General features: G+C 74.1%; 18 protein-coding genes. 9 read left to right on the top strand and 9 right to left on the bottom strand.

Annotated features, from left to right (window positions below):
* Positions 1 to 169: 169 nt before the first annotated feature.
* Positions 170 to 442, bottom strand: a complete 273-nt coding sequence (locus ACLQ22_RS04985) for a hypothetical protein (RefSeq protein WP_425691260.1) — start codon at positions 440 to 442, stop codon at positions 170 to 172.
* A gap of 194 nt (positions 443 to 636) precedes the next feature.
* Between ACLQ22_RS04985 and ACLQ22_RS04990 the strand changes: the two genes are divergently transcribed.
* From ACLQ22_RS04990 to ACLQ22_RS05010, 5 genes are read left to right on the top strand one after another with little or no spacing between them, the layout of a single operon-like run.
* Positions 637 to 1,836, top strand: a complete 1,200-nt coding sequence (locus ACLQ22_RS04990) for a substrate-binding domain-containing protein (RefSeq protein ID WP_132230839.1) — start codon at positions 637 to 639, stop codon at positions 1,834 to 1,836.
* Between the two features lie 6 nt (positions 1,837 to 1,842).
* Positions 1,843 to 2,586, top strand: coding sequence for an ABC transporter ATP-binding protein (locus ACLQ22_RS04995; protein ID WP_425691261.1), 744 nt, complete (start codon positions 1,843 to 1,845; stop codon positions 2,584 to 2,586).
* Positions 2,586 to 3,350 (top strand): ABC transporter ATP-binding protein, encoded by a 765-nt coding sequence (locus tag ACLQ22_RS05000; RefSeq protein ID WP_366639869.1) that lies wholly within the window; start codon positions 2,586 to 2,588, stop codon positions 3,348 to 3,350. The genes ACLQ22_RS04995 and ACLQ22_RS05000 overlap by 1 nt, the downstream gene beginning before the upstream one ends.
* Positions 3,350 to 4,240 (top strand): branched-chain amino acid ABC transporter permease, encoded by an 891-nt coding sequence (locus ACLQ22_RS05005; RefSeq protein WP_425691262.1) that lies wholly within the window; start codon positions 3,350 to 3,352, stop codon positions 4,238 to 4,240. Before ACLQ22_RS05000 ends, ACLQ22_RS05005 begins: the two co-directional genes overlap by 1 nt.
* Entirely contained in the window at positions 4,237 to 5,364 is a 1,128-nt protein-coding gene (locus tag ACLQ22_RS05010) for a branched-chain amino acid ABC transporter permease (RefSeq protein WP_425691263.1), read from the top strand. Before ACLQ22_RS05005 ends, ACLQ22_RS05010 begins: the two co-directional genes overlap by 4 nt.
* A 153-nt stretch (positions 5,365 to 5,517) precedes the next feature.
* Here ACLQ22_RS05010 and ACLQ22_RS05015 read toward each other — a convergent pair whose 3' ends face one another.
* On the bottom strand, positions 5,518 to 5,994 hold the full coding sequence (locus ACLQ22_RS05015) for a hypothetical protein (RefSeq protein ID WP_425691264.1): 477 nt from the start codon (positions 5,992 to 5,994) through the stop codon (positions 5,518 to 5,520).
* Between the two features lie 109 nt (positions 5,995 to 6,103).
* Between ACLQ22_RS05015 and ACLQ22_RS05020 the strand changes: the two genes are divergently transcribed.
* Positions 6,104 to 7,267 (top strand): serine hydrolase domain-containing protein, encoded by a 1,164-nt coding sequence (locus ACLQ22_RS05020; RefSeq protein WP_425691265.1) that lies wholly within the window; start codon positions 6,104 to 6,106, stop codon positions 7,265 to 7,267.
* A gap of 68 nt (positions 7,268 to 7,335) precedes the next feature.
* Here the strand turns inward: ACLQ22_RS05020 and ACLQ22_RS05025 are convergent, their stop codons facing one another.
* Positions 7,336 to 8,181, bottom strand: a complete 846-nt coding sequence (locus ACLQ22_RS05025) for a hypothetical protein (RefSeq protein ID WP_425691266.1) — start codon at positions 8,179 to 8,181, stop codon at positions 7,336 to 7,338.
* Positions 8,182 to 8,474: 293 nt separating this feature from the next.
* Here ACLQ22_RS05025 and ACLQ22_RS05030 point away from each other — a divergent pair, with 293 nt between their 5' ends.
* Both ACLQ22_RS05030 and ACLQ22_RS05035 read left to right on the top strand, forming a co-directional pair.
* Positions 8,475 to 10,676, top strand: coding sequence for a DEAD/DEAH box helicase (locus ACLQ22_RS05030; protein ID WP_425691267.1), 2,202 nt, complete (start codon positions 8,475 to 8,477; stop codon positions 10,674 to 10,676).
* A gap of 273 nt (positions 10,677 to 10,949) precedes the next feature.
* Complete coding sequence (locus ACLQ22_RS05035) at positions 10,950 to 12,029, top strand: hypothetical protein (RefSeq protein WP_425691268.1); 1,080 nt, start codon at positions 10,950 to 10,952, stop codon at positions 12,027 to 12,029.
* A 207-nt stretch (positions 12,030 to 12,236) separates the two neighbouring features.
* On the opposite strand, the gene ACLQ22_RS05040 is transcribed toward ACLQ22_RS05035, so the two are convergent.
* The 4 genes from ACLQ22_RS05040 to ACLQ22_RS05055 form a co-directional block, all read right to left on the bottom strand.
* On the bottom strand, positions 12,237 to 12,653 hold the full coding sequence (locus ACLQ22_RS05040) for a helix-turn-helix domain-containing protein (protein WP_091627481.1): 417 nt from the start codon (positions 12,651 to 12,653) through the stop codon (positions 12,237 to 12,239).
* A 171-nt stretch (positions 12,654 to 12,824) separates the two neighbouring features.
* Complete coding sequence (locus ACLQ22_RS05045) at positions 12,825 to 13,670, bottom strand: DUF4328 domain-containing protein (protein ID WP_425691269.1); 846 nt, start codon at positions 13,668 to 13,670, stop codon at positions 12,825 to 12,827.
* Between the two features lie 211 nt (positions 13,671 to 13,881).
* On the bottom strand, positions 13,882 to 15,084 hold the full coding sequence (locus ACLQ22_RS05050) for a class I SAM-dependent methyltransferase (protein WP_425691270.1): 1,203 nt from the start codon (positions 15,082 to 15,084) through the stop codon (positions 13,882 to 13,884).
* 175 nt (positions 15,085 to 15,259) lie between these two features.
* Positions 15,260 to 16,930, bottom strand: a complete 1,671-nt coding sequence (locus tag ACLQ22_RS05055) for a DEAD/DEAH box helicase (protein ID WP_425691271.1) — start codon at positions 16,928 to 16,930, stop codon at positions 15,260 to 15,262.
* Positions 16,931 to 17,246: 316 nt separating this feature from the next.
* Between ACLQ22_RS05055 and ACLQ22_RS05060 the strand changes: the two genes are divergently transcribed.
* Positions 17,247 to 17,900: a ferritin-like fold-containing protein gene (locus ACLQ22_RS05060; RefSeq protein ID WP_425691272.1), complete on the top strand. Its 654-nt coding sequence runs from the start codon at positions 17,247 to 17,249 to the stop codon at positions 17,898 to 17,900.
* Between the two features lie 60 nt (positions 17,901 to 17,960).
* Here the strand turns inward: ACLQ22_RS05060 and ACLQ22_RS05065 are convergent, their stop codons facing one another.
* Both ACLQ22_RS05065 and ACLQ22_RS05070 read right to left on the bottom strand, forming a co-directional pair.
* The gene (locus ACLQ22_RS05065) at positions 17,961 to 18,188 is read right to left on the bottom strand and encodes a DUF3107 domain-containing protein (RefSeq protein ID WP_088960194.1); all 228 of its coding nucleotides are present in this window, start codon (positions 18,186 to 18,188) and stop codon (positions 17,961 to 17,963) included.
* Positions 18,189 to 18,252: 64 nt separating this feature from the next.
* Complete coding sequence (locus ACLQ22_RS05070) at positions 18,253 to 18,891, bottom strand: TetR/AcrR family transcriptional regulator (protein WP_088998297.1); 639 nt, start codon at positions 18,889 to 18,891, stop codon at positions 18,253 to 18,255.
* Positions 18,892 to 19,137: the final 246 nt, after the last annotated feature.

Genomic DNA, 19,137 nt, shown 5'->3' on the forward strand with positions numbered 1-19,137 from the left:
GCGCCTGTCGAGCTGATGTCGCAGGCGATTCAGCGGGGACGGGTGGACGCGCGGACGCCGTCGAGCGGCCTCCGGCGACGTTCCCGACACGACGGGGGCGGTTCCCCGCGGAACCGCCCCGTCACCCAAGTCGTTCGCACGACGCTCTCGGCAGCGTGTGCCCGGCGGCTCAGCCGGTCGTGTTCCGTCTGCGGTGCGCGACGAGGAAGAAGGCCCCGACCGCGACGGCGACCAGGCCGAGCGCGGTGATCGGGAGCAGGGTGCCGGTGCCCGAGACGCCGGTGATGGGCAGTTCGCTCTTGGTCGGCGAGGCCGTCGGGCGACCGGTCGGGGTGCGGGTCGGAGTGCCGGTCGGGCTGCCGGTCGGGCTGGGGCTCGCCGCGCAGGCGTGCGTGAGCACGAACTCCGGAAGGTCATCCGCCGCGATGTCCGGGCCCGACACATGAGGGGTTTCGTCGATGGGCGGGGGCGCCACCGGCCCCCCGCGCTCCCCGCGCCGCGTGCCGCCGGCTGGTAGCGGTGACCACCCCACCCCTGTTACTTGTGTGTTTCGACCACATAGCCCGTGGGTGACGTCACTTCTAGCGTGAGCCGTCATATGAGTTCCCTACCTCCGAGTCCTCACGTGGAGTCGCAATGACGGTCCGGACGACGCGGCGGGTGTTCCTCTCCGCCGCCACGATGATGGCCGCGGCGCTCGCCGCCACGGCCTGTGGCAGCCCGCAGGACACCGCCTCCGGTGGCGGCGACAGCGCCGCCCCGGTGAAGGTTGGCCTGGTCTACTCCCAGTCGGGAGCGCTCGCCAGCTACGGCAAGCAGTACATCGAGGGATTCAAGGCCGGCCTCGACTTCGCCACCAAGGGCACCAACAAGGTGGGCGACCGGGCCGTCGAGGTCACCGAGGTCGACGACGCGGGGGATCCGGCGAAGGCGGTCTCCGCGGCCAAGGACCTGATCGGCAAGGGCAACAAGATCATCGCGGGCTCGACGGCCTCCGGCGTGGCCCTCCAGGTCGCCCCGATCGCCGCGCAGAACAAGGTCCTCTTCATCTCCGGGCCCGCCGCCACCGACGCGGTGACCGGCGCCAACAAGTACACGTTCCGGTCCGGGCGGCAGTCGTACCAGGACGTGGTCACCGCCAAGTCGTTCATCGGCGACCCGGCCGGCAAGAAGGTCGTGGTGTTCGCCCAGGACGGCGCCTTCGGCGACGCCAACGAGGCGGCCGTGAAGGCCGTCATCGGCGGCGCGGGCGCTGCCGTCAGCAGCGTCCGGGCGCCGGCCAGCGCCACCGAGTTCACCCCGTTCGCCAGCCAGATCAAGTCCGCCAAGCCGGACCTGCTCTTCGTCGCCTGGGCCGGCACCACCGCCCCCGCGATGTGGCAGACGCTCGACCAGCAGGGCGTGCTCTCCTCCACCACGGTCGTCACCGGCCTGGACATCCGCGCCTCGTGGCCGACCTTCGGCGCCGCCGGCAGCAAGATCTCCTTCCTGTCGCACTACTTCGACGGGGCCTCCGACAACGAGGCCGTGAAGGCGCTGAAGGCCAAGGTCGGCACCGTCGACCTGTTCCACCCGGACGGCTTCGCCGCCGCGCAGATGGTCGTCCGCGCCATCGAAGAGGGCGGCGACGACGTCGAGAAGATGGTCAAGGCGCTGGAGGGCTGGAGCTTCGACGGGGTCAAGGGCAAGATGACCATCCGCGCCGAGGACCACGCGTTGCTCCAGCCGATGTTCCAGGCCAAGCTGTCCGGCAGCGGCACCGCGTTCACGGCCACCGCCCAGAAGGCGCTGACCGGGGACGAGTCCGCACCGCCGGCCGTGGCGATGAAGGGCTGACACCGGATGCTCGCCACCCGCGGTCTGACCTGGCGGATCGGTGAGGTCGCCATCGTCGACAGCGTCTACCTCGACCTGGCGCCGGGGGAGTTCCTCGGCGTCATCGGGCCCAACGGCGCCGGCAAGACCTCACTGTTCAACCTGATCACCGGCGTACGCCGGGCCACGGAAGGTCGGATCACCCTCGACGGGCAGGACATCGGCTCCCTGCCGCCGCACAAGCGGGCCCGTCTCGGCCTCGGCCGTACCTTCCAGGCATCCTCGGTCTTCGGTTCGCTCAGCGTGCGGGAGAACGTCCGGCTCGCCGTGCAGGCGCACCGCGGGGGCTCGATGAAGCTGTGGCGGCGGGCGGCGGCCGACCGGGAGGTCGCCGCCGCCGCCGACGCGGCGCTCGACCGCGTCGGCCTCGCCCACCGGGGTGCGGCGCTGGCCGGCACCCTCGCCCACGGCGAGAAGCGGAAGCTGGAGATCGCCCTGCTGCTCGCCGGGGAGCCCCGGGTCATGCTGCTCGACGAGCCGATGGCCGGGGTCAGCGCCGAGGACGTGCCCGAGCTGGTCTCGGTGATCCGCTCGCTCACCGGCGACAGCGGCCGGTCGGTGCTGATGGTCGAGCACCACATGGACGTCATCCTGGAGCTGGCCGACCGGATCGCCGTGATGCACCACGGCGCGCTGCTGGCCTGCGACACCCCGGAGACCGTGATGGCCAACCCCACCGTGCAAGAGGCCTACCTGGGGGAGTCGCTCTAGTGGAACCCATTCTCAGCGTGGAGAACCTGTCGGTCCGCATCGCCGGGCTGCACATCCTCCAGGGGGTGTCCTTCACGGTCGCCCCGACCGGCGTCACCGTCCTGCTCGGGCGCAACGGCGTCGGCAAGACGACCACGCTGCGCGCGATCGTCGGCCTCACCCCGCCCGCCGGCGAGGTCCGGGGCGCCGTCCGGATGGGCGCCCAGAGCCTGCTGGCCCGGCCCACCCACCGGCTGGTCCGCGGGGGGCTGGGCTACGTGCCGGAGGACCGGTGCGTCTTCGCCGGGCTCACCGTCGCGGAGAACCTCCGGCTCGCCGAGCGGCGGGGCAGCACCCCGGCGTACGACAAGGTCTTCGCGCTCTTCCCCGAGCTGGACCGGCGCGGACGGCAACGGGCCGGCTCGCTCTCCGGCGGGCAGCAGCAGATGCTCGCGATCGGCCGGGTACTGCTCAACGACAACCGGCTGCTGCTGGTCGACGAGCCGACCAAGGGGCTCGCGCCGAAGGTGGTGACCGAGGTGGCCGAGGTGCTGGAACGGGTCGCCGAGTCCGTGCCGGTGCTGCTGGTCGAGCAGAACCTCGCCGTGGTCCGGCGACTCGCCCGGGACGCGGTCGTGCTGGCCGCCGGCCAGGTCGCCTGGACCGGCGACGCGCAGGAACTGCTGCTGGAGACCGCCCTGACCAGGTCGCTGCTGGGCGTGGGCTCGGCGGAGGGACACCACCCCGCCGGTACGCCGGCCGGCGCGAGGAAGGACCAGCACTGATGGACACCGTCATCCTGTTGACGCTGACCGGGCTCGGCCTGGCGGCGCTCTACTTCCTGGTCGCCAGCGGGCTCTCCCTGGTCTTCGGCCTGGCCGACGTGCTCAACTTCGCGCACGGCGTCTTCCTCGGCGTCGGCGCGTACGGGACCTGGTGGGCGGCGGGCAACCTGCCCGGCGCCGGATCGGACGGCTTCGGCTTCGTGGTCGCGGTCGCCTTCGGGGTGGCCGCCGGCACGCTGGTGGCGGTGCTCGTCGAGCTGGTGCTGATCCGGCCGCTCTACTCCCGCACCATCGAGCAGGTGCTGGTCACCGTCGGCCTCTCGCTGGCCGGCGTGGCGCTGCTCCAGGCGACCTGGGGCGCGGACGCCCGGCCGTTCCCCCGTCCCGAGTGGACCCGGCAGGTGACCGGAATCCTCGGCGCCAACGTGCCCAACGGCGGCCTGCTGCTGATCATCGCAGCGGTGCTGGTGCTCGGCGCGATCCTGGCCTTCCTCCGCTGGACCCGCTACGGCCTGGTGATCCGGGCCGGCGTGGAGAACCGGGAGATGGTCACCGCGCTCGGCATCGACGTGCGCAAGGCGTTCACCCTGGTCTTCGCGATCGGCGGGGCGGCGGCGGCGCTGGCCGGCGCGCTCGGCGGCGTCTACTTCGGCACCGTCTCGCCCGGCCAGGGCGGCTCGCTGCTGATCTTCGCGTTCATCGTCGTGGTCATCGGCGGGATGGGCTCGGTGACCGGGTCCGCGTACGCGGCGGTCGCCGTCGGCCTGACCCAACAGTTCGTCAACTACTACGGCACCTCCGGGCTGGGCGACATCTGCGTGGTCGCACTGCTGGCCGTGGTGCTGCTGCTGCGCCCGCAGGGCATCGCCGGAAAGGTGGCAACGGCATGACCGAGGTCAAGAGCCCCGAGGTTCCGGCGCCGCCCGCGGCGGTGCCCGACGAGCTGACGCCGGGGCGCCGGCGGTGGCACGGGCTGCGCCCGTACCTGCCGCTGGTCGCGCTGCTGGTCGCGCTGATCCTGCCCTACTCCACGCTGCACCTGCCGGGCGTCTTCGAGGGGGCGCTCAACTCCCCGGGCACCCTGCAACTGCTCGCCGTCTGCCTGGTCTTCGGCGGGCTGGCCGCCGGGTACGACCTGCTCTTCGGGCGGACGGGGATGCTCTCCTTCGGGCACGCCCTCTACTTCGCCGCCGGCGTCTACGGCACCGACATCCTCGTCACCAAGGCGGGACTGCCGCTGTGGCAGGCCGCGCTGCTCGCGATCACCGGCGGGACGATCCTCGCCGCGCTGCTCGGCGCGGTGGCGCTGCGTACGGTCGGGATCGCGTTCGCCATGGTGACGCTCGCCTTCGCCCAGGTCGGGGCGATCCTGGTGGCCCGCGACTTCGGCGGGCTCACCGGCGGCGAGGAGGGGCTGCCGCTGGACGTGTCCGGGCTGCCCGAGGGGCTGGTCGGGGTCACCAACACCGTCAACCTCTACTGGCTGGCGCTGGCGTACCTGGTCGTGGTGGTCTTCGTGGTGCACCGGGTGTCGGGCTCGCCGACCGGGCGGGTGCTCGCCGGCCTGCGCGACGACGAGCGGCGGATCGGGGTGCTGGGGCTCGACCCGTACCGGTTCAAGCTGGTGGCGTTCACCCTGGCCGGCGGCCTCGCGGCGGCCGGCGGCGCGGTCTACGTCCTGATCGTGGGCGGCGCCTCGCCGCACATCACCTCCTCCGAGTGGACCCTGGCGCTGCTGGTCATGGTCGTGCTCGGCGGGCCGGGCACCCGGTGGGGCCCGGTGATCGGCGGCATCCTCTACATGTACCTGGACCACCGGCTGGTCGCGTTCGGCACGTCCGACGCGGTGGAGGCCCTGCCGGCGTTCCTGAGCAACCCGCTGTCCCAGCCGCTCTTCGTGCTCGGCACGGTCTTCATCCTGGCCGTCTACTTCTTCCCCGGCGGCCTGGCCAGCCTCGCCCCGCGCCTGGCACTCCTGCGGCACTCCCTGCGCACCCCGTCCCGCCGCCCCTGACGGCGCGGGCTCAGGCCCCGCCGATGACGAAGCTGCCGCCGCCCGGCGACGCCTCGTCATCGGCGGGGCCTCCGCGCGGACGGGCACCGGTGGCCCGCAGGCGTCGACCGCGCCCGCTGTGCGCCGTGAGCGGGGTCGCGCCTGCGGATCCGATCAGGCGGAGGGCTTCGGCGGTGTGAGGTTGCGGAACCGCTCGTGCGCCGACTGCCGGCTGATGCCGAGCGCGTTGCCGATCTCGGCCCAGGAGAGCCCGGCCTCCCGCGCCGCCACGACGGCGCGCTCGATCAGCGGCCGTTGCCAGCGTTCCACCTCGGCGAGGATGCCGAGCGCCTGCAACGGCCAGGTGGTGGCCAGCTCGGCGACGTTGTCCCGGAGGGTGTCGGAACGGCCCAGCAGCCAACCGGGCGGTGTGGCGGCCAGGACCGGCCTGATGTGTCCGCCCCACTCGGAGGTGGCCATCCAGCGGCCCTCCTCGGCGGCCGGGTAGTCGCTGGCGCCGACCCAGCCGCAACTGCACCGGGCCCGGTAGCCGACGGTCGTCGCGGGTGCTGCGGCGTCGGTACTCAACGTCCCGTCCGGCAGCCGGAACCCGATGAGGTTCGCGTGCCCCGGCACCTCTGCCTCCGCCATCCCGCAAGCATATGCTTGTCAGGGTTCCCTGACTGGTTTCGTCAGGCTATCCTGACGTGGCTGCCCGGGCTGATCGTCGTCCGGGCCCGACGCTCCGGAGGGAGAGCGCATGTCCGTGGTCAGCGGCACCGTGGCGCCGGGTTACGAGCCGGTCCGGGAGGCGTTCCTGGCGAACTTCGAGACGCGGTCCGAGATCGGCGCGGCCCTCAGCGTCTACCGGCACGGCCGGGAGGTGGCCCGCCTGTGGGGCGGGCTCGCCGATCCCGCCACCGGCCGCGCCTGGCGGGAGGAGACCCTCCAGGTGGTCTTCTCGGCCACCAAGAGCGTGCCGGCGGCCTGCGCGCACCTGCTGGCCCAGCGCGGGCAGCTCGACCTGGCGGCACCCGTCGCCGAGTACTGGCCGGAGTTTGCGGCGGCCGGCAAGGACGGCATCCCGGTCCGCTGGCTCCTGTCCCACCAGGCGGGGCTGCCGGTGCTCGACCGTCCGGTTCCACTGGCGGAGGCACTGACCTGGGAGCCGGTCGTCGCCGCCCTGGCCGCCCAGGCACCGGCCTGGCCGCCGGGCACGGCACACGGCTACCACGGGCTCACCTACGGCTGGCTGGTCGGCGAGGTGGTACGCCGGGTCTCCGGCCGAAGCCTCGGCACGTACTTCGCCGACGAGATCGCCGCACCGCTGGGCCTGGACTTCTGGGTGGGCCTGCCCGCCACCGAGGCGCACCCGGTCGCCCGGCTCGTCGAGCAGCCGGTCGCCCCACCCGCCGCCGCCGGGCCGCCCCCGGAGGGGTTCGCCGCGTACACCGATCCGGCCTCGTTGGTGGTCCGGTCGACGATGGTGACCGACCCGCCGCTCGACCTCGCCGACCCGCGTGCCTGGGCGGCCGAGGTCCCCGCGGTCAACGGCATCTGCACCGCCTCGTCGCTGGCACGCTTCTACGCGGGGCTGATCGGCGAGGTCGACGGCGTCCGGATCCTCGACGCGGCCACCCTCGACGCCGCCACCCGGGAACAGGCCGGCGGGGTCGACCGGGTGCTGCTGGTGCCGACCAGGCCGGCGCTCGGCTTCGGCCTGCCGCTGCCCGAACAGCCGTGGTGGTCGCCCACCGCCTTCGGCTTCCCCGGCCACGGCGGCTCGCTCGGCTACGCCGACCCGGCCAGCGGCATCGCCTTCGGCTACGTGACGAGCGGGCTCCGCGTCACGATGGGTCCGGACCCCCGCACGACCAGCCTGGTCGAGACGGTCCGGGCGGTGGTGTCCCGCGAGCCGGCCTGACCCCTGCCGGCTCGCCCCGACCGGGGCCGCGGCCCCCTCGTGCGACCGCGACCCCGTCTTCCCGTACGTCAGCCGTTCAGCAGCTCGTACGCCGATGCCGGGGCCTTCTGCGCCTGGCTGCCCGTCGGCACGGCGACCTTCGGTGCCTTGCCGAAGTCGAAGTACTTCACGACGTACTTCGTGGCCTTGTTCTTGCCGGCCGCCGGGATCTCCAGGGTGAGCGAGGTGAGGTTCCCGTCCGCCCCGACGACGGCCGTGAACGGGATCATCTTCGCCGCGGCGCCGAGCGCGTCGACGTCCACGGCGTCCGCCATGGCCTGGCGCACGTGCTCGCCGTGGGTCAGGTCCACGGTCCCGGTGTAGGTCCCGCCGCCCTGGTCCGTCACGGTGTCCCCAGCCGCCCCGAGGATCGCGCCGGTGTTGCCCGGGTCGGCGCCCTCGTAGTAGGGCACGCTGGCCGGGTCGGTCAGCTTCGCGTGGTCCAGCTCCATCCACTTCTTCGGCAGCTTCAGCATGCTGCTGAGTTCCTCGGCGCCGTCGAAGCTCACCTTCATCCAGGAGCGCTGCTCGATCAGGCGGAAGGACAGCTTCATCGTGAAGTCGAGTTCCTCGTCCTTCTCGGTGAGGGTGAGGTCCATGCCCTTGCCCGCCGGGTCCACCACGCCGGTGACGACGCCGGTCGGGTCGCTGCCGCTGAACCGGAAGGCCGGGTCCTCCTCGTCCGGCACCGCGGCCAGGAGCGTGCTCTTCGGGTTGGCCGACGGGGATGCCGACGGGACCGGCGAGGAGGCCGCCGGGGAGTCCTGTGCGTCGTCGTCGCCACATCCGGCCAGCAGGGAGGTCGCGGCCAGCAGGGCGGCCGCGGCCGTCGCGACCCGCCGGACCCGTCCGGCGGTGCCGGTTCGTTGCGTCATTCGCATTGTTCTCTCTCCTGGTTGGACTGTCGCCGCCGCAGATCTTGGCACGAGGTCACCGTCAGCCGCCCGCCCGCGCCCTGGGCGCCGTGTGCGCCCGGATCGGCGGATCACCACCGTTTGTCCGGTTCCCACAGCCGGGCCGTGCCGCCCCGCCCCGGGCGCCGGGTGCCCGTCCCGACGCCGGACGCGGGCCGTCTCCGGCCGGCGGACCGACGCGGACGCGAACGTCCCTGGCCGCCCGTCCGCTCTCGCCCGGCGGGAACGTCCGTCGTAGCTGGTAGAAATGCCGGATGAGCCAGGATCGGACGGCGGTACGGGAGCGGGCCGAGGCGGTGCTGCGGCGGTTGGCCGGCGAGCACGCCCGGCTCCGGGAGGACCAGTGGCGGGCGATCGAGGCGCTGGTGGTCGACCGCCGTCGGGTCCTCTGCGTGCAGCGCACCGGGTGGGGCAAGTCGGCGGTCTACTTCGTGGCCACCGCCCTGCTCCGCGAGCGCGACCAGGGCACCGCCCCGCCGCCCGAGGGGGGCGACCAGGGCGGTGCCTCCGCGCCTCCGCGCGAGCGGGCGCAGCCCGGCGACGGCGTCGCCGGGCCCACCGTGATCGTCTCGCCGCTGCTGGCGCTCATGCGCAACCAGGTCGAGTCCGCGGCCCGGGCCGGCATCCGGGCCCGCACCATCAACTCCGCCAACCTCGACGAGTGGGACGAGATCACCGCCGAGATCCACGCCGGCGCCGTGGACGTGCTGCTGATCAGCCCGGAGCGGCTCAACAATCCGGACTTTCGGGACACCGTGCTGCCGAAGCTGGCGGCCACCACGGGCCTGCTGGTGGTCGACGAGGCGCACTGCGTCTCCGACTGGGGGCACGACTTCCGGCCGGACTACCGGCGGCTGCGTACCTTCCTGGGCAACCTGCCCGAGCGCACCCCGGTGCTGGCCACCACGGCCACCGCCAACGCCCGGGTCACCGCCGACGTGGCGGAGCAGTTGGGCGACGCCCTCGTGCTGCGCGGCAGCCTGGACCGGGAGTCGCTGCGCCTCGGCGTGGTGGAGCTGCCGAGCCCGGCGTACCGGCTGGCGTGGCTCGCCGACCACCTGGACCGGCTCCCCGGCTCGGGCATCATCTACACGCTGACGGTCGCCGCGGCGGGCGAGACCGCGGAGTTCCTGCGTTCCCGGGGCTACGCCGTCGCCTCCTACACGGGGCAGGCCGAGGACGCCGACCGGCGGGCCGCCGAGCAGGACCTGCTGGACAACAAGATCAAGGCGCTGGTGGCCACGAGCGCGCTGGGCATGGGCTTCGACAAGCCCGACCTCGGCTTCGTGGTGCACCTCGGCGCGCCGCCATCGCCGATCGCGTACTACCAGCAGGTCGGCCGCGCGGGCCGGGCCGTCGCGCACGCCGAGGTGCTGCTGCTGCCCGGCACCGAGGACGCCGCCATCTGGCGCTACTTCGCCTCGCTCGCCTTCCCGCCCGAGGAGCAGGTCCGCGCCGTCCTGGCCGCCCTGCGCACCGACCGCCCGCTCTCCACCCAGGCGCTCGAACCGATCGTCGACCTGCGCCGGGCCCGCCTGGAGCTGATGCTCAAGGTGCTCGACGTCGACGGCGCGGTCCGCCGGGTGCGCGGCGGCTGGCTCGTCACCGGGGAGCCCTGGGTCTACGACGAGGCCCGGCTGCGCCGCGTCGCCGAGGCGCGCACCGCCGAGCAGCAGGCCATGCGGGAGTACGCGAGGACCCCCGACTGCCGGCTGCGCTACCTGCGCGAGTGCCTGGACGACGTCGGGGCCGCCGACTGCGGCCGGTGCGACCGTTGCGCCGGCCCGTTGTTCACGGCCGACGTGTCGGACGTGGCGCTGACCGCCGCACAGACCTTCCTCGGCCGGCCCGGGGTGGAGATCACGCCGAAGAAGCTCTGGCCGACCGGGCTGGAGGCGGTGGGCGTACCGCTGAAGGGGCGGATCGCCCCGGCGGAGCAGGCGCTGCCGGGGCGTGCGGTGGGGCGGCTGTCCGACCTGGGGTGGGGCGGCCGGCTGCGCGACCTGGTCGGGCCGGAGGCGGCGGACGCCGTCGTCCCCGACGACGTGGCCGCCGCCGTGGTCGAGGTGCTGAAGGCGTGGGCGCACGGCGACGAGCGGTGGCCGCGCCGCCCGGTCGGTGTGGTAGCGGTCGGCTCGCGCCGCCGGCCCCGGCTGGTCGGCTCGCTCGCCGAGCGGATCGCCGCCGTGGGTCGGCTGCCGCTGCTCGGCCAGGTGACGCCGACGGGCGCCCCGGCCGGCGGCCCGCGCGGCAACAGCGCCCAGCGGGTACGCGCCCTGCACGGCGCCTTCGCCGTGCCGGACGAGCTGGCCGACGCTCTCGCCGGGCTCGACGGACCGGTGCTCCTCGTCGACGACCTGGTCGACTCGGGCTGGACGATGACGATGGTCGCCCGGGAGCTGCGCCGGGCCGGCGCCCCCGACGTGCTCCCGCTCGCGCTGGCCGTGGCCGGCTGAGCCACCCGTCACCGCCCGCCACAGCCCGGCGCCGGTCGTCCGCCCACTGCCCGGCGTCCGTCGGGTGCCGCCCGGCGCCGGGTTGCCGGCCGCCCGTCGGCTGTCGGCCGTGCCCGGCCGCCGATGCCGCCGCGGAGAGGCTCGAGCGGCGGCGACGTGGTGGCCGGATCGGCAGGGAAAGTTCCCGGCGGGGGCGGACTGCGACCGTCGCCACGCCGCGCCACCGGCGGGCCGGCGCGGTGCTCACGGGCGGTAGCGTGGGCGGCATGACCGATGAGCAGCCCGTTCGCGACCGGGACGGCGGCGGTGCCTGACCGGGTGTCGGCCGCGCCGGACCACGCATCGGCCGCGCCGGACCGTGTGCCGACCGCGCCGGACCAGGCGCCGGTCGCGTCGGGCGTTGCGCCGTCCTCGTCGGAGCAGGCGCCCGCCGAGGCGGAGTACGTGTCGGCCGTGCCGGATCGGAGCACCGTCCGGCTCGCGCTGGTCGTCGGCGGGTTGGTGCTCGCCGTCCTGCTCGGCTTCGGCCTCGGTCGCCTCGAAGGCGGCGGCCCGTCCGCGGCGGCGGGAGCGGACAGCGCCCTCACCGGTCACAGCCACGCGCCCGGCACGGGCGCCCACGAGCACGGCGTCGACCAGGCCGCGGCGGCGCAGGCCGCCGGCCTCTCGATCAGCTCGGCGGGCTACACGCTCACCCCCGTGGCCGCCGCGTTCACCGCCGGCCGCGCGGGCGAGCTGCGCTTCCTGGTGCGGGACGCGCAACGCCGCCCGGTGACCCGGTTCGCGGTCGTGCACGACAAGCCGATGCACCTGATCGTGGTGCGTCGCGACCTGACCGGCTACCAGCATCTGCACCCGACGATGGCGGCCGACGGCACCTGGTCGGTGCCGCTGACCCTGGCGCAACCGGGGGTATGGCGGGCGTACGCCGACTTCACCGCGCTCGCCGACGACGGCCGGCAGACCGCCGTGACCCTCGGGGTCGACCTGACCGCGCCGGGCGGCTACCAGCCGAGGCCGCTGCCGGCACCGGCGTCCTCGGCCACGGTCGACGGGTTCACCGTCAGCTACCAGGGCACCCCCCAGGCCGGCGTGACCGTGCCGCTGACCTTCCGCGTCGACTCGGCCGGCGGGCGCCCGGCGCTGGAGCGCTACCTCGGCGCGTACGGGCACCTGGTCGCCCTGCGCGAGGGGGATCTCGGCTACCTGCACGTCCACCCCGAGCCGCAGCCGGTCGACGGCGCGGTGACGTTCTGGGTGACCACGCCCGACCCGGGCCGGTACCGGCTTTACCTGGACTTCCAGGTCGCCGGCGTGGTGCGGACCGCCGAGTTCACGCTCACCGTGCCCTGACCCCGCCGGATGCCGGGTTAGTGCGGGTCCGGCAGCCTCACCGCCAGGTTCAGCGCGAACGCCCGAAGCCGCATCAGCCAAAGGTGATCAGGACGCCGTGGACGTCAAGAGCGCCAGGTAGCGTCCATGGCGTCCTGATCACCAGGGGGAAGCCGGAGAGGGGGCCTGGGGGGACCCGGGTGGGCCGCGTTTGCGCTGGTGGGGTGTTCAGCCGGCGCGGCGGATCGGGCGGCGGGCCAGGTAGCGCAGCAGGTCGCGGATGTGGTGCTTCTCCTCCGCCGGCACGGTGGGGTCGGCCAGCCGTTGCAGGATCACCCGGACGTCCGCCTCGACCGGGCCGTCGTCGACGCGCCGGCGGGGCGCGGGACCGGCGTCGGGCAGGCCGAGCGCGCGGAACGCCGCCGCGACCGGCAGGTCCAGTGCTGCGCAGAAGCCGCGCACCTTCGCCAGTTCGGGGTAGTCCTGCCAGTCCCCGGCGAGCCAACGGAACACGGTCGACCGACCGACGCCCGTGTGGGACGCCAGGTCGGTGACGGTCCAGCCGCGTTCCTCGCGGGCGTCGTCGATGGCGCGCCGCACGAAACGTGCGAAGGCCATCTGCGGCGAAACCTCTACGGAACCCATCCCTGCGGGTCTTCCCTCCCGGCCGGCACCCGGCGGCGCGCCCTTGAGGGTAGTACGGAAAGGTAGGGAAACAATTGACTGACCGACCAGACCGGCTCGTGTATGGGATGTTCCGCCCCCGGAATGGCGCGGATCACACCCGGGGGCCGCCGCTCGGGCCGGCCAGTTCCGTCATGTCCCGATCGTGCCAGCCACCGTCGGCGGCGTCGCCGAGGCCGGATCCGGCACGATCCCGCCGGGATGCCCGGGCCGGAGCGGAACCGCCTTCGCGATCCGTTCCTGCTGCGCGGTGGAGATCCGGCGGATCAGCACGATGAACAAGGCCCCGGCGACCAGGCAGGCGACCACGGGGATCACGCGTGGGCCGAGCGCGTCCTGGTAGTAGCGGACGTACGTGGCGAACTCCGTCTCGCTGCGGGGCCACTCGGTCAGCCGCATGTACCGCTGTTCGTCGAGGTAGGCAACGATCCGTTCCCCACCGATGAACACCAGACATGCCGTCCACCAGAGCCCGACCAGCGCCGGTGTGGTCCGCCGCCAGAGGCTGTTGCGAGCCACGTCGGCCACCACCCGGGCCGGCATGACGAGGTTGGCGAGCGGAACCAGCCAACCGGCGATGGCCCAGGCCGGGCTCAGCGTCGGCACAGCTCCCGGAAACGCCTCCAGGTTCGTCCGCACCCGCCAGGTCCAGATGATCACCAGTACGGCGGCGGTCAGCACCGCCAACAGGTAGACCAGGGTGAGTAGCCCCTCGGCGACCGCCGCGCCCAGCAGGAGGTCGCGGTCACTGCGTTCGGCGGCGGCGCGGGCCATCCGTACGCCGAGCACGGGGAACAGCCCGCCGGGGAGGTAGAGCAGGCTGGCCGCGCCGACCGCGATCGCGGCGGCCGTGCCCAGGCCCCCGACGGGATAGGTGGGCACCCCCGGCGCGATCGCCGGCTGGCCGAGTGGTGTCCGGCAGCGCTGGCACTCGTTGATGGCGGGGGACGTGGCGTCCCCGCAGGTCTGGCATCGCATGGTGACCGTCCAGGAAGAGGCGGAGGTGACGCCGCAGATTAGACGATCATGGGCTGGACGGCGGCCCCACGTCGCCTCGGGAAGAGCCGGGCGCGTACCGGACCGGAGGCCTGCCTCTCGACTGCCCGGCGACGCCGACCAGCAGCAACTCCGCGCCGGGCGGCCCCGACGAACCACGCGCTGACCGGCAGGCGGCCCGGGCGACGTTCGGTCAGTGGGCGGCCGCGACGTCGTCGGGCACCGGGGCGTCGGAGGCGGTGTTCGGCGCGGGCGCCGGTGGCAGCAGCGCCTCCAGCCGTGGGGTGACCGCCCACTGCCCGACCAGTTCCCGGTACTCCGTCCGCTGGGCGGCGGTCGGCGCGGTGCCGGTGCGTCGTGCCCGGATGAGCAGGTTGCGGGGGGTGTGCCGGGAGTCGACGAACTCCACCACCTCGGCCCGGTAGCCGTGCAGCCGGAGCAGCCCGGCCCGCAGCGCGTCGGTGAGGACGTCCGCGAAGCGCTCCCGGAGGATGCCCTGCCGGGTCAGCAGCTCGTACGGGGCCGGGGCCGGCCGGGCACGCAGCTGGGCCGCGACGTCGTGGTGGCAGCACGGCGCGGCGAGCACCCAGCGGGCCCGCCAGCGCACCGCCCGGGCCAGGGCCTCGTCGGTGGCGGTGTCGCAGGCGTGCAGGGCCAGCACCAGGTCGGGGGCGGGTTCCACGACGGCGTCGGCGATCGTGCCGGCCACGAAGCTGACCCGGTCGGCCCAGCCCAGCCGCTCGGCCAGCTCGGTGTTGCGTCGCCGCTGGTCCTCCCGGACGTCCACGCCGACCAGCTCGACGTCGACGCCCCGCTGTGCCAGCCACCGGTACGCGGCGAAGGTCAGGTACGCGTTGCCGCAGCCCAGGTCGACCACCCGCAGCGGGCCGGTCAGGTCGTCCGGGAGGGTCGCCGCCAGCGCCCGCAGGAACGCGTCGACCTGGCGGCGCTTCGCGGCCGAGCCGCCGATCTCGGCGAAGATCGGGTCGCCGGGGTCGAGGAGGTACTCCTTCGCCCGGTCGTGCCCGCCCGGCTCGGCGGCGGGCCGGACGGCGGCGGCCCGGTGCACCTGCGCCTCGCCGGACTTGGTGACCCGCAGCTGGAGCGTCGCGTCGGCCGTCTCCACGTGCCAGTTGCCGAACGGCTCGGCCAGCAGCGCGTCCACCGCCGCGTCCGCCTCCGGGCCGGGGGCCACGTTGCGGGTGTACGGGCGGGAGCCGTCGGAGGTGGAGATCTGCAACCGGGGGCCCGCCTTGAGCGCGACCGGCCGCAGTTCGGCGCGGACCATCGAGGGGCGGTGTCCACGTCGGCGTCCGGCGGCCACCGCACGGGTGAGCGCCGGGTCGAGCAGCAGGGCCCGGACCTCGGTCAGGGCGGCGTCCAGCGGTTCGGGCATTGCTCCATCTTCCTGGTCGACCGGCGATCTGCCCGGCACGCGGTGCGCGGTGGTGCCCGACGCGGGCCTGCCGGTGTGGTGTCGCGTCCGTCCGGCCGGCGGGTCACGGCCCGGACGAGGAGATCCCCCGGCACCGGGTGCACCGGTCCGGGGGATCTCGGGTGACGTACGTCGGTCAGTCGGCGGTCGCCTCGGCCGGCGTACCGGCGCTGGAGCCACCAGCCCGACGGCGCCGGCGGCGGCGGGGCTTCGGGGCCTCGCCCTCGGCGGCGGCCGGGGCGTCGGTGGCCTCGGCGGCGATCACCGTGGTCGGCTCGCCCGCGACGGTCTCGCCGGCACGGCGACGCCGACGGCGACGCGGGACGCGCGAGCCCTCCTCGGCGGCGTCGGCCGGCGCGTCGGCCTCCGGCGCGTCGGTCGCACCGCCGGCGCGGCCCGCGCGGCGCTCGCCACGACCACGGCTCTCGCCGCGCTCGCCGCGCTCGCCACGCCGGGAACCCCGGCCGCCCTCGCCCCGACGGGACCGTCCGCCGCCGAGGTCCTCCTCGACCTCGGCCGACAGCCCGGCGCGGGTGCGCTCGGCGGTCGGCAGGGTGCCGCTGACGTCGGTGGGGATGTGCAGGTCGGTGTAGAGGTGCGGGGACGTGTGGTACGTCTCCGCCGGCTCCGGCATCTCCAGGCCCAGCGTCTTGTCGATGATCCGCCAGCGGGGCATGTCGTCCCAGTCGACGAAGGTCACCGCGACGCCCGTCGCCCCGGCCCGGCCGGTACGGCCGATCCGGTGGGTGTAGGTGTCCTGGTCCTCGGGGCAGTCGTAGTTGATGACGTGGGTCACGCCGCTGACGTCGAGCCCGCGCGCCGCCACGTCGGTGGCGACCAGGATGTCGATCTTGCCGGCCCGGAACGCCCGCAGCGCCCGCTCGCGCGCGCCCTGCCCGAGGTCGCCGTGCACGGCGGCGACCGCGAAGCCCCGGAAGTCGAGGTCCTCGGCGACCCGGTCGGCGGCCCGCTTGGTGCGGGTGAAGATCATGGTCAGCCCGCGCCCCTCCGCCTGGAGGATGCGGGCCACGATCTCGACCTTGTTCATCGAGTGGGTGCGGTAGACCAGCTGCTCGGTCTGCGGGGACGGCCCGGTCTCGGCGGTGTGCCCGGCGTGGATCGTCATCGGCTGGCGCAGGAAGCGCCGGGACAGGGTGACGATCGGATCCGGCATGGTCGCCGAGAAGAGCATGGTCTGCCGGTCCTCCGGCAGCATCGCCAGGATCTTCTCGACGTCGTCGAGGAAGCCCAGGTCGAGCATCCGGTCGGCCTCGTCCAGCACCAGCGCGCGGACCCGGTCCAGCCGCAGGTGCTTCTGCTTCTGCAGGTCCATCAGGCGGCCGGGGGTGCCGACCAGGATCTCCACGCCCTTGCGTAGCGCGTCGATCTGCGGCTCGTACGCCACGCCACCGTAGATCGGCAGCACCCGGACGCCCCGGGTCCGGCCCGCGGCGGCGAGGTCCTTGGCCACCTGGATGCCCAGCTCACGGGTGGGTACGACGACCAGGGCCTGCGGCACGCCGTCGCTGCCCTCGCCCGGCGCGAACACCCGCTCCAGCAGCGGTACGCCGAAGCCGAGCGTCTTGCCGGTGCCGGTGGGCGCCTGGCCGATCATGTCGACGCCGCGCAGCGCGATCGGGATCGCGTACTCCTGGATGGCGAAGGCGCGGGTGATGCCGGCCGCGGCCAGCGCGTCGACGGTCTCCTGACGCGCGCCCAGCTCGGCGAAGGTGGGTGCCTCCGGGCGCACCGGAGCGGTGGCGGCCAGTTCCTGGCCGTCCATGAGGTCTTGAGTCAGCTCGCTCATATGGATTTGGGGGTGCCCTCTCGTGGGTGCGCCCCGTCATGTCCTCAGGGCGCGTTCGGTGTGGCGCGGGCCACACGGTCGGCGGCTGAATGCCTCGCCGGACCGGGCCGCACGCGCGCCGCGGGCCTCACACTTCGACCGGGCCGGCTGATCGCTCGGATCAGCCTGGGTCAGGTCGGCGCCCGTGGCAACTGCTCCATGCTACCTGAACCGACCCGGAGGCGTCCTGATTCCATGCGCGCGCGCCACGCCGGGGGGCACCCAGGTGACCTGTGTCACTTCTGGCCCGGTTGCCGGCGGGCGGTAGCCTGCGCTCGTGTCCGCGACCGATCCGCCCGACCACGCCGTCGTCGACCTGCTCGGCCTGGTGGCCTTCGGTGAGCTGCTCGCCTTCGAACGGATGGCCGTCGACGCCCGGCTCGCCCCCGACCTGCGCCGGCGGGCGGCGCTGGGCGAGATGGCCGCCGCCGAGATCGGCAACTACCGGCGGCTGGCCGACCGGCTCGCCGCGCTCGGCGTGCTTCCCGACGACGCCATGGCGCCGTACGTCGAGCCGCTCCAGGCGTACCACGACTCGACCGAGCCGAGGGACTGGGCGGAGGCGGTGACGAAGGCGTACGTGGGCGACGCCATCACCGACGACTTCCTCCGGGAGATCGCCGCGGCCCTGGCCGAGCCGGACCGTCAGCTCGTCCTCGACGTGCTGCACGACTCGTCGTACGCCGACTTCGCCGTCGCCGAGATCCGGGCGGCCGTCGAGGCCGACCCGAGGGTGGCCGGCCGGCTCTCGATGTGGGCCCGGCGCCTGGTCGGCGAGGCGCTGTCACAGGCCGGCCGGGTCGCCGCCGCCGAGCGGGGGGCACTCACCGCGCTCGTGGCACAGAGCGGCCGGGTGGATGTGCCGGGGCTGTTCGGGCGGCTGACCGCGGCGCACGCCACGCGGATGGCCGCCGCCGGGCTGAACAACTGACCGCGGCCGGCGTCCGCGACGGGCGATCGTCGGGTCACCCGTCGCGGCCGACCGGACCACTCAGCGGACGGTGAACCCGACCGCGCGCGGCGACGCCTCGGCGATCTCGACGTAGGCGACCTTGTTGACCGGCACGATCACCCGCCGGCCCTTCTCGTCGGTCAGGGAGAGGGTGCCCTCGTCCTTGCCGAAGGCGTCGGTCACGATCTGCTCGATCTCGGCCGGCGACTGCGCGCTCTCCAGGACCAGCTCGCGGGGCGCGTACTGCACGCCGATCTTGACCTCCACTGTGCCTCCTCATTCGGGCGAAAGAGCCGCCGATGGGAAGGCTATCCGATCTCGGGCCGGATGTTCAGGCTGACTCACCTTGCAGCGGGAAGCTGGCGATGCCCCGCCAGGAGAGCGCCGCGACCAGTGCCTCCGCCTCGGCCTTGGGCAGCTGCCGGCCGCGGGCCAGCCAGAACTGCGCGGCGGTCTCGGCCGCGCCGACCAGGCCGGAGGCGAGCAGCTCGGCGTGGGCCCGGCTGATCCCCGTGTCGGAGATGATGGTGTCGGTGATCGCCGCGATGCAGCCCTGCTCCACCCGCTCGACGCGCTGGCGCACCGCCGGGTCGTTGCGCAGGTCCGACTCGAAGACGAGGCGGAACGCCTCGCTCTCGTGGTCGACGAAGTCGAAGTACGCGCGCACCGACGCGCCGACCCGCTCCTTGTTGTCGTTGGTGCCGCGCATGGCGTCGTCGACCTTCGCGAGGATCGCGTCACAGTGCGTGTCCAACAGGGCGAGGTAGAGCTCCATCTTGCCGGGGAAGTGCTGGTAGAGCACGGGCTTGGAGACTCCCGCCCGCTCGGCGATGTCGTCCATCGCGGCCGCGTGGTAGCCCTGGGCGACGAACACCTCCTGGGCTGCGGCGAGCAGCTGCTTGCGGCGCGCGGAACGGGGCAGGCGGGTGGGCCGGCCGGCGGTCTGGGCACCGTTCCCCACAGCGGTCATGGGAACCTCCGAGTCTCTTCGTACGAGCCGGCAATTCACCCGAACCGGTCGGGGCCCGGGGACCCGTCGCGGAATTGGCCCGCCGCTGTAACTTATCGCCACTGTCACCACACGGTAGCCTCAGCGGGGGCGACCAAGGAGCGCGCGGTGAGTGAAACAGGGCAACCCGGTGCCGCCACCCCGGGAGAGCACGGCGACGGGACGGGTCCGCAGGACGACCTGGCCCGTTCCGGCAGCGGGTGGGCG

This window comes from Micromonospora sp. DT178, assembly GCF_049841695.1.
GTDB lineage: Bacteria > Actinomycetota > Actinomycetes > Mycobacteriales > Micromonosporaceae > Micromonospora.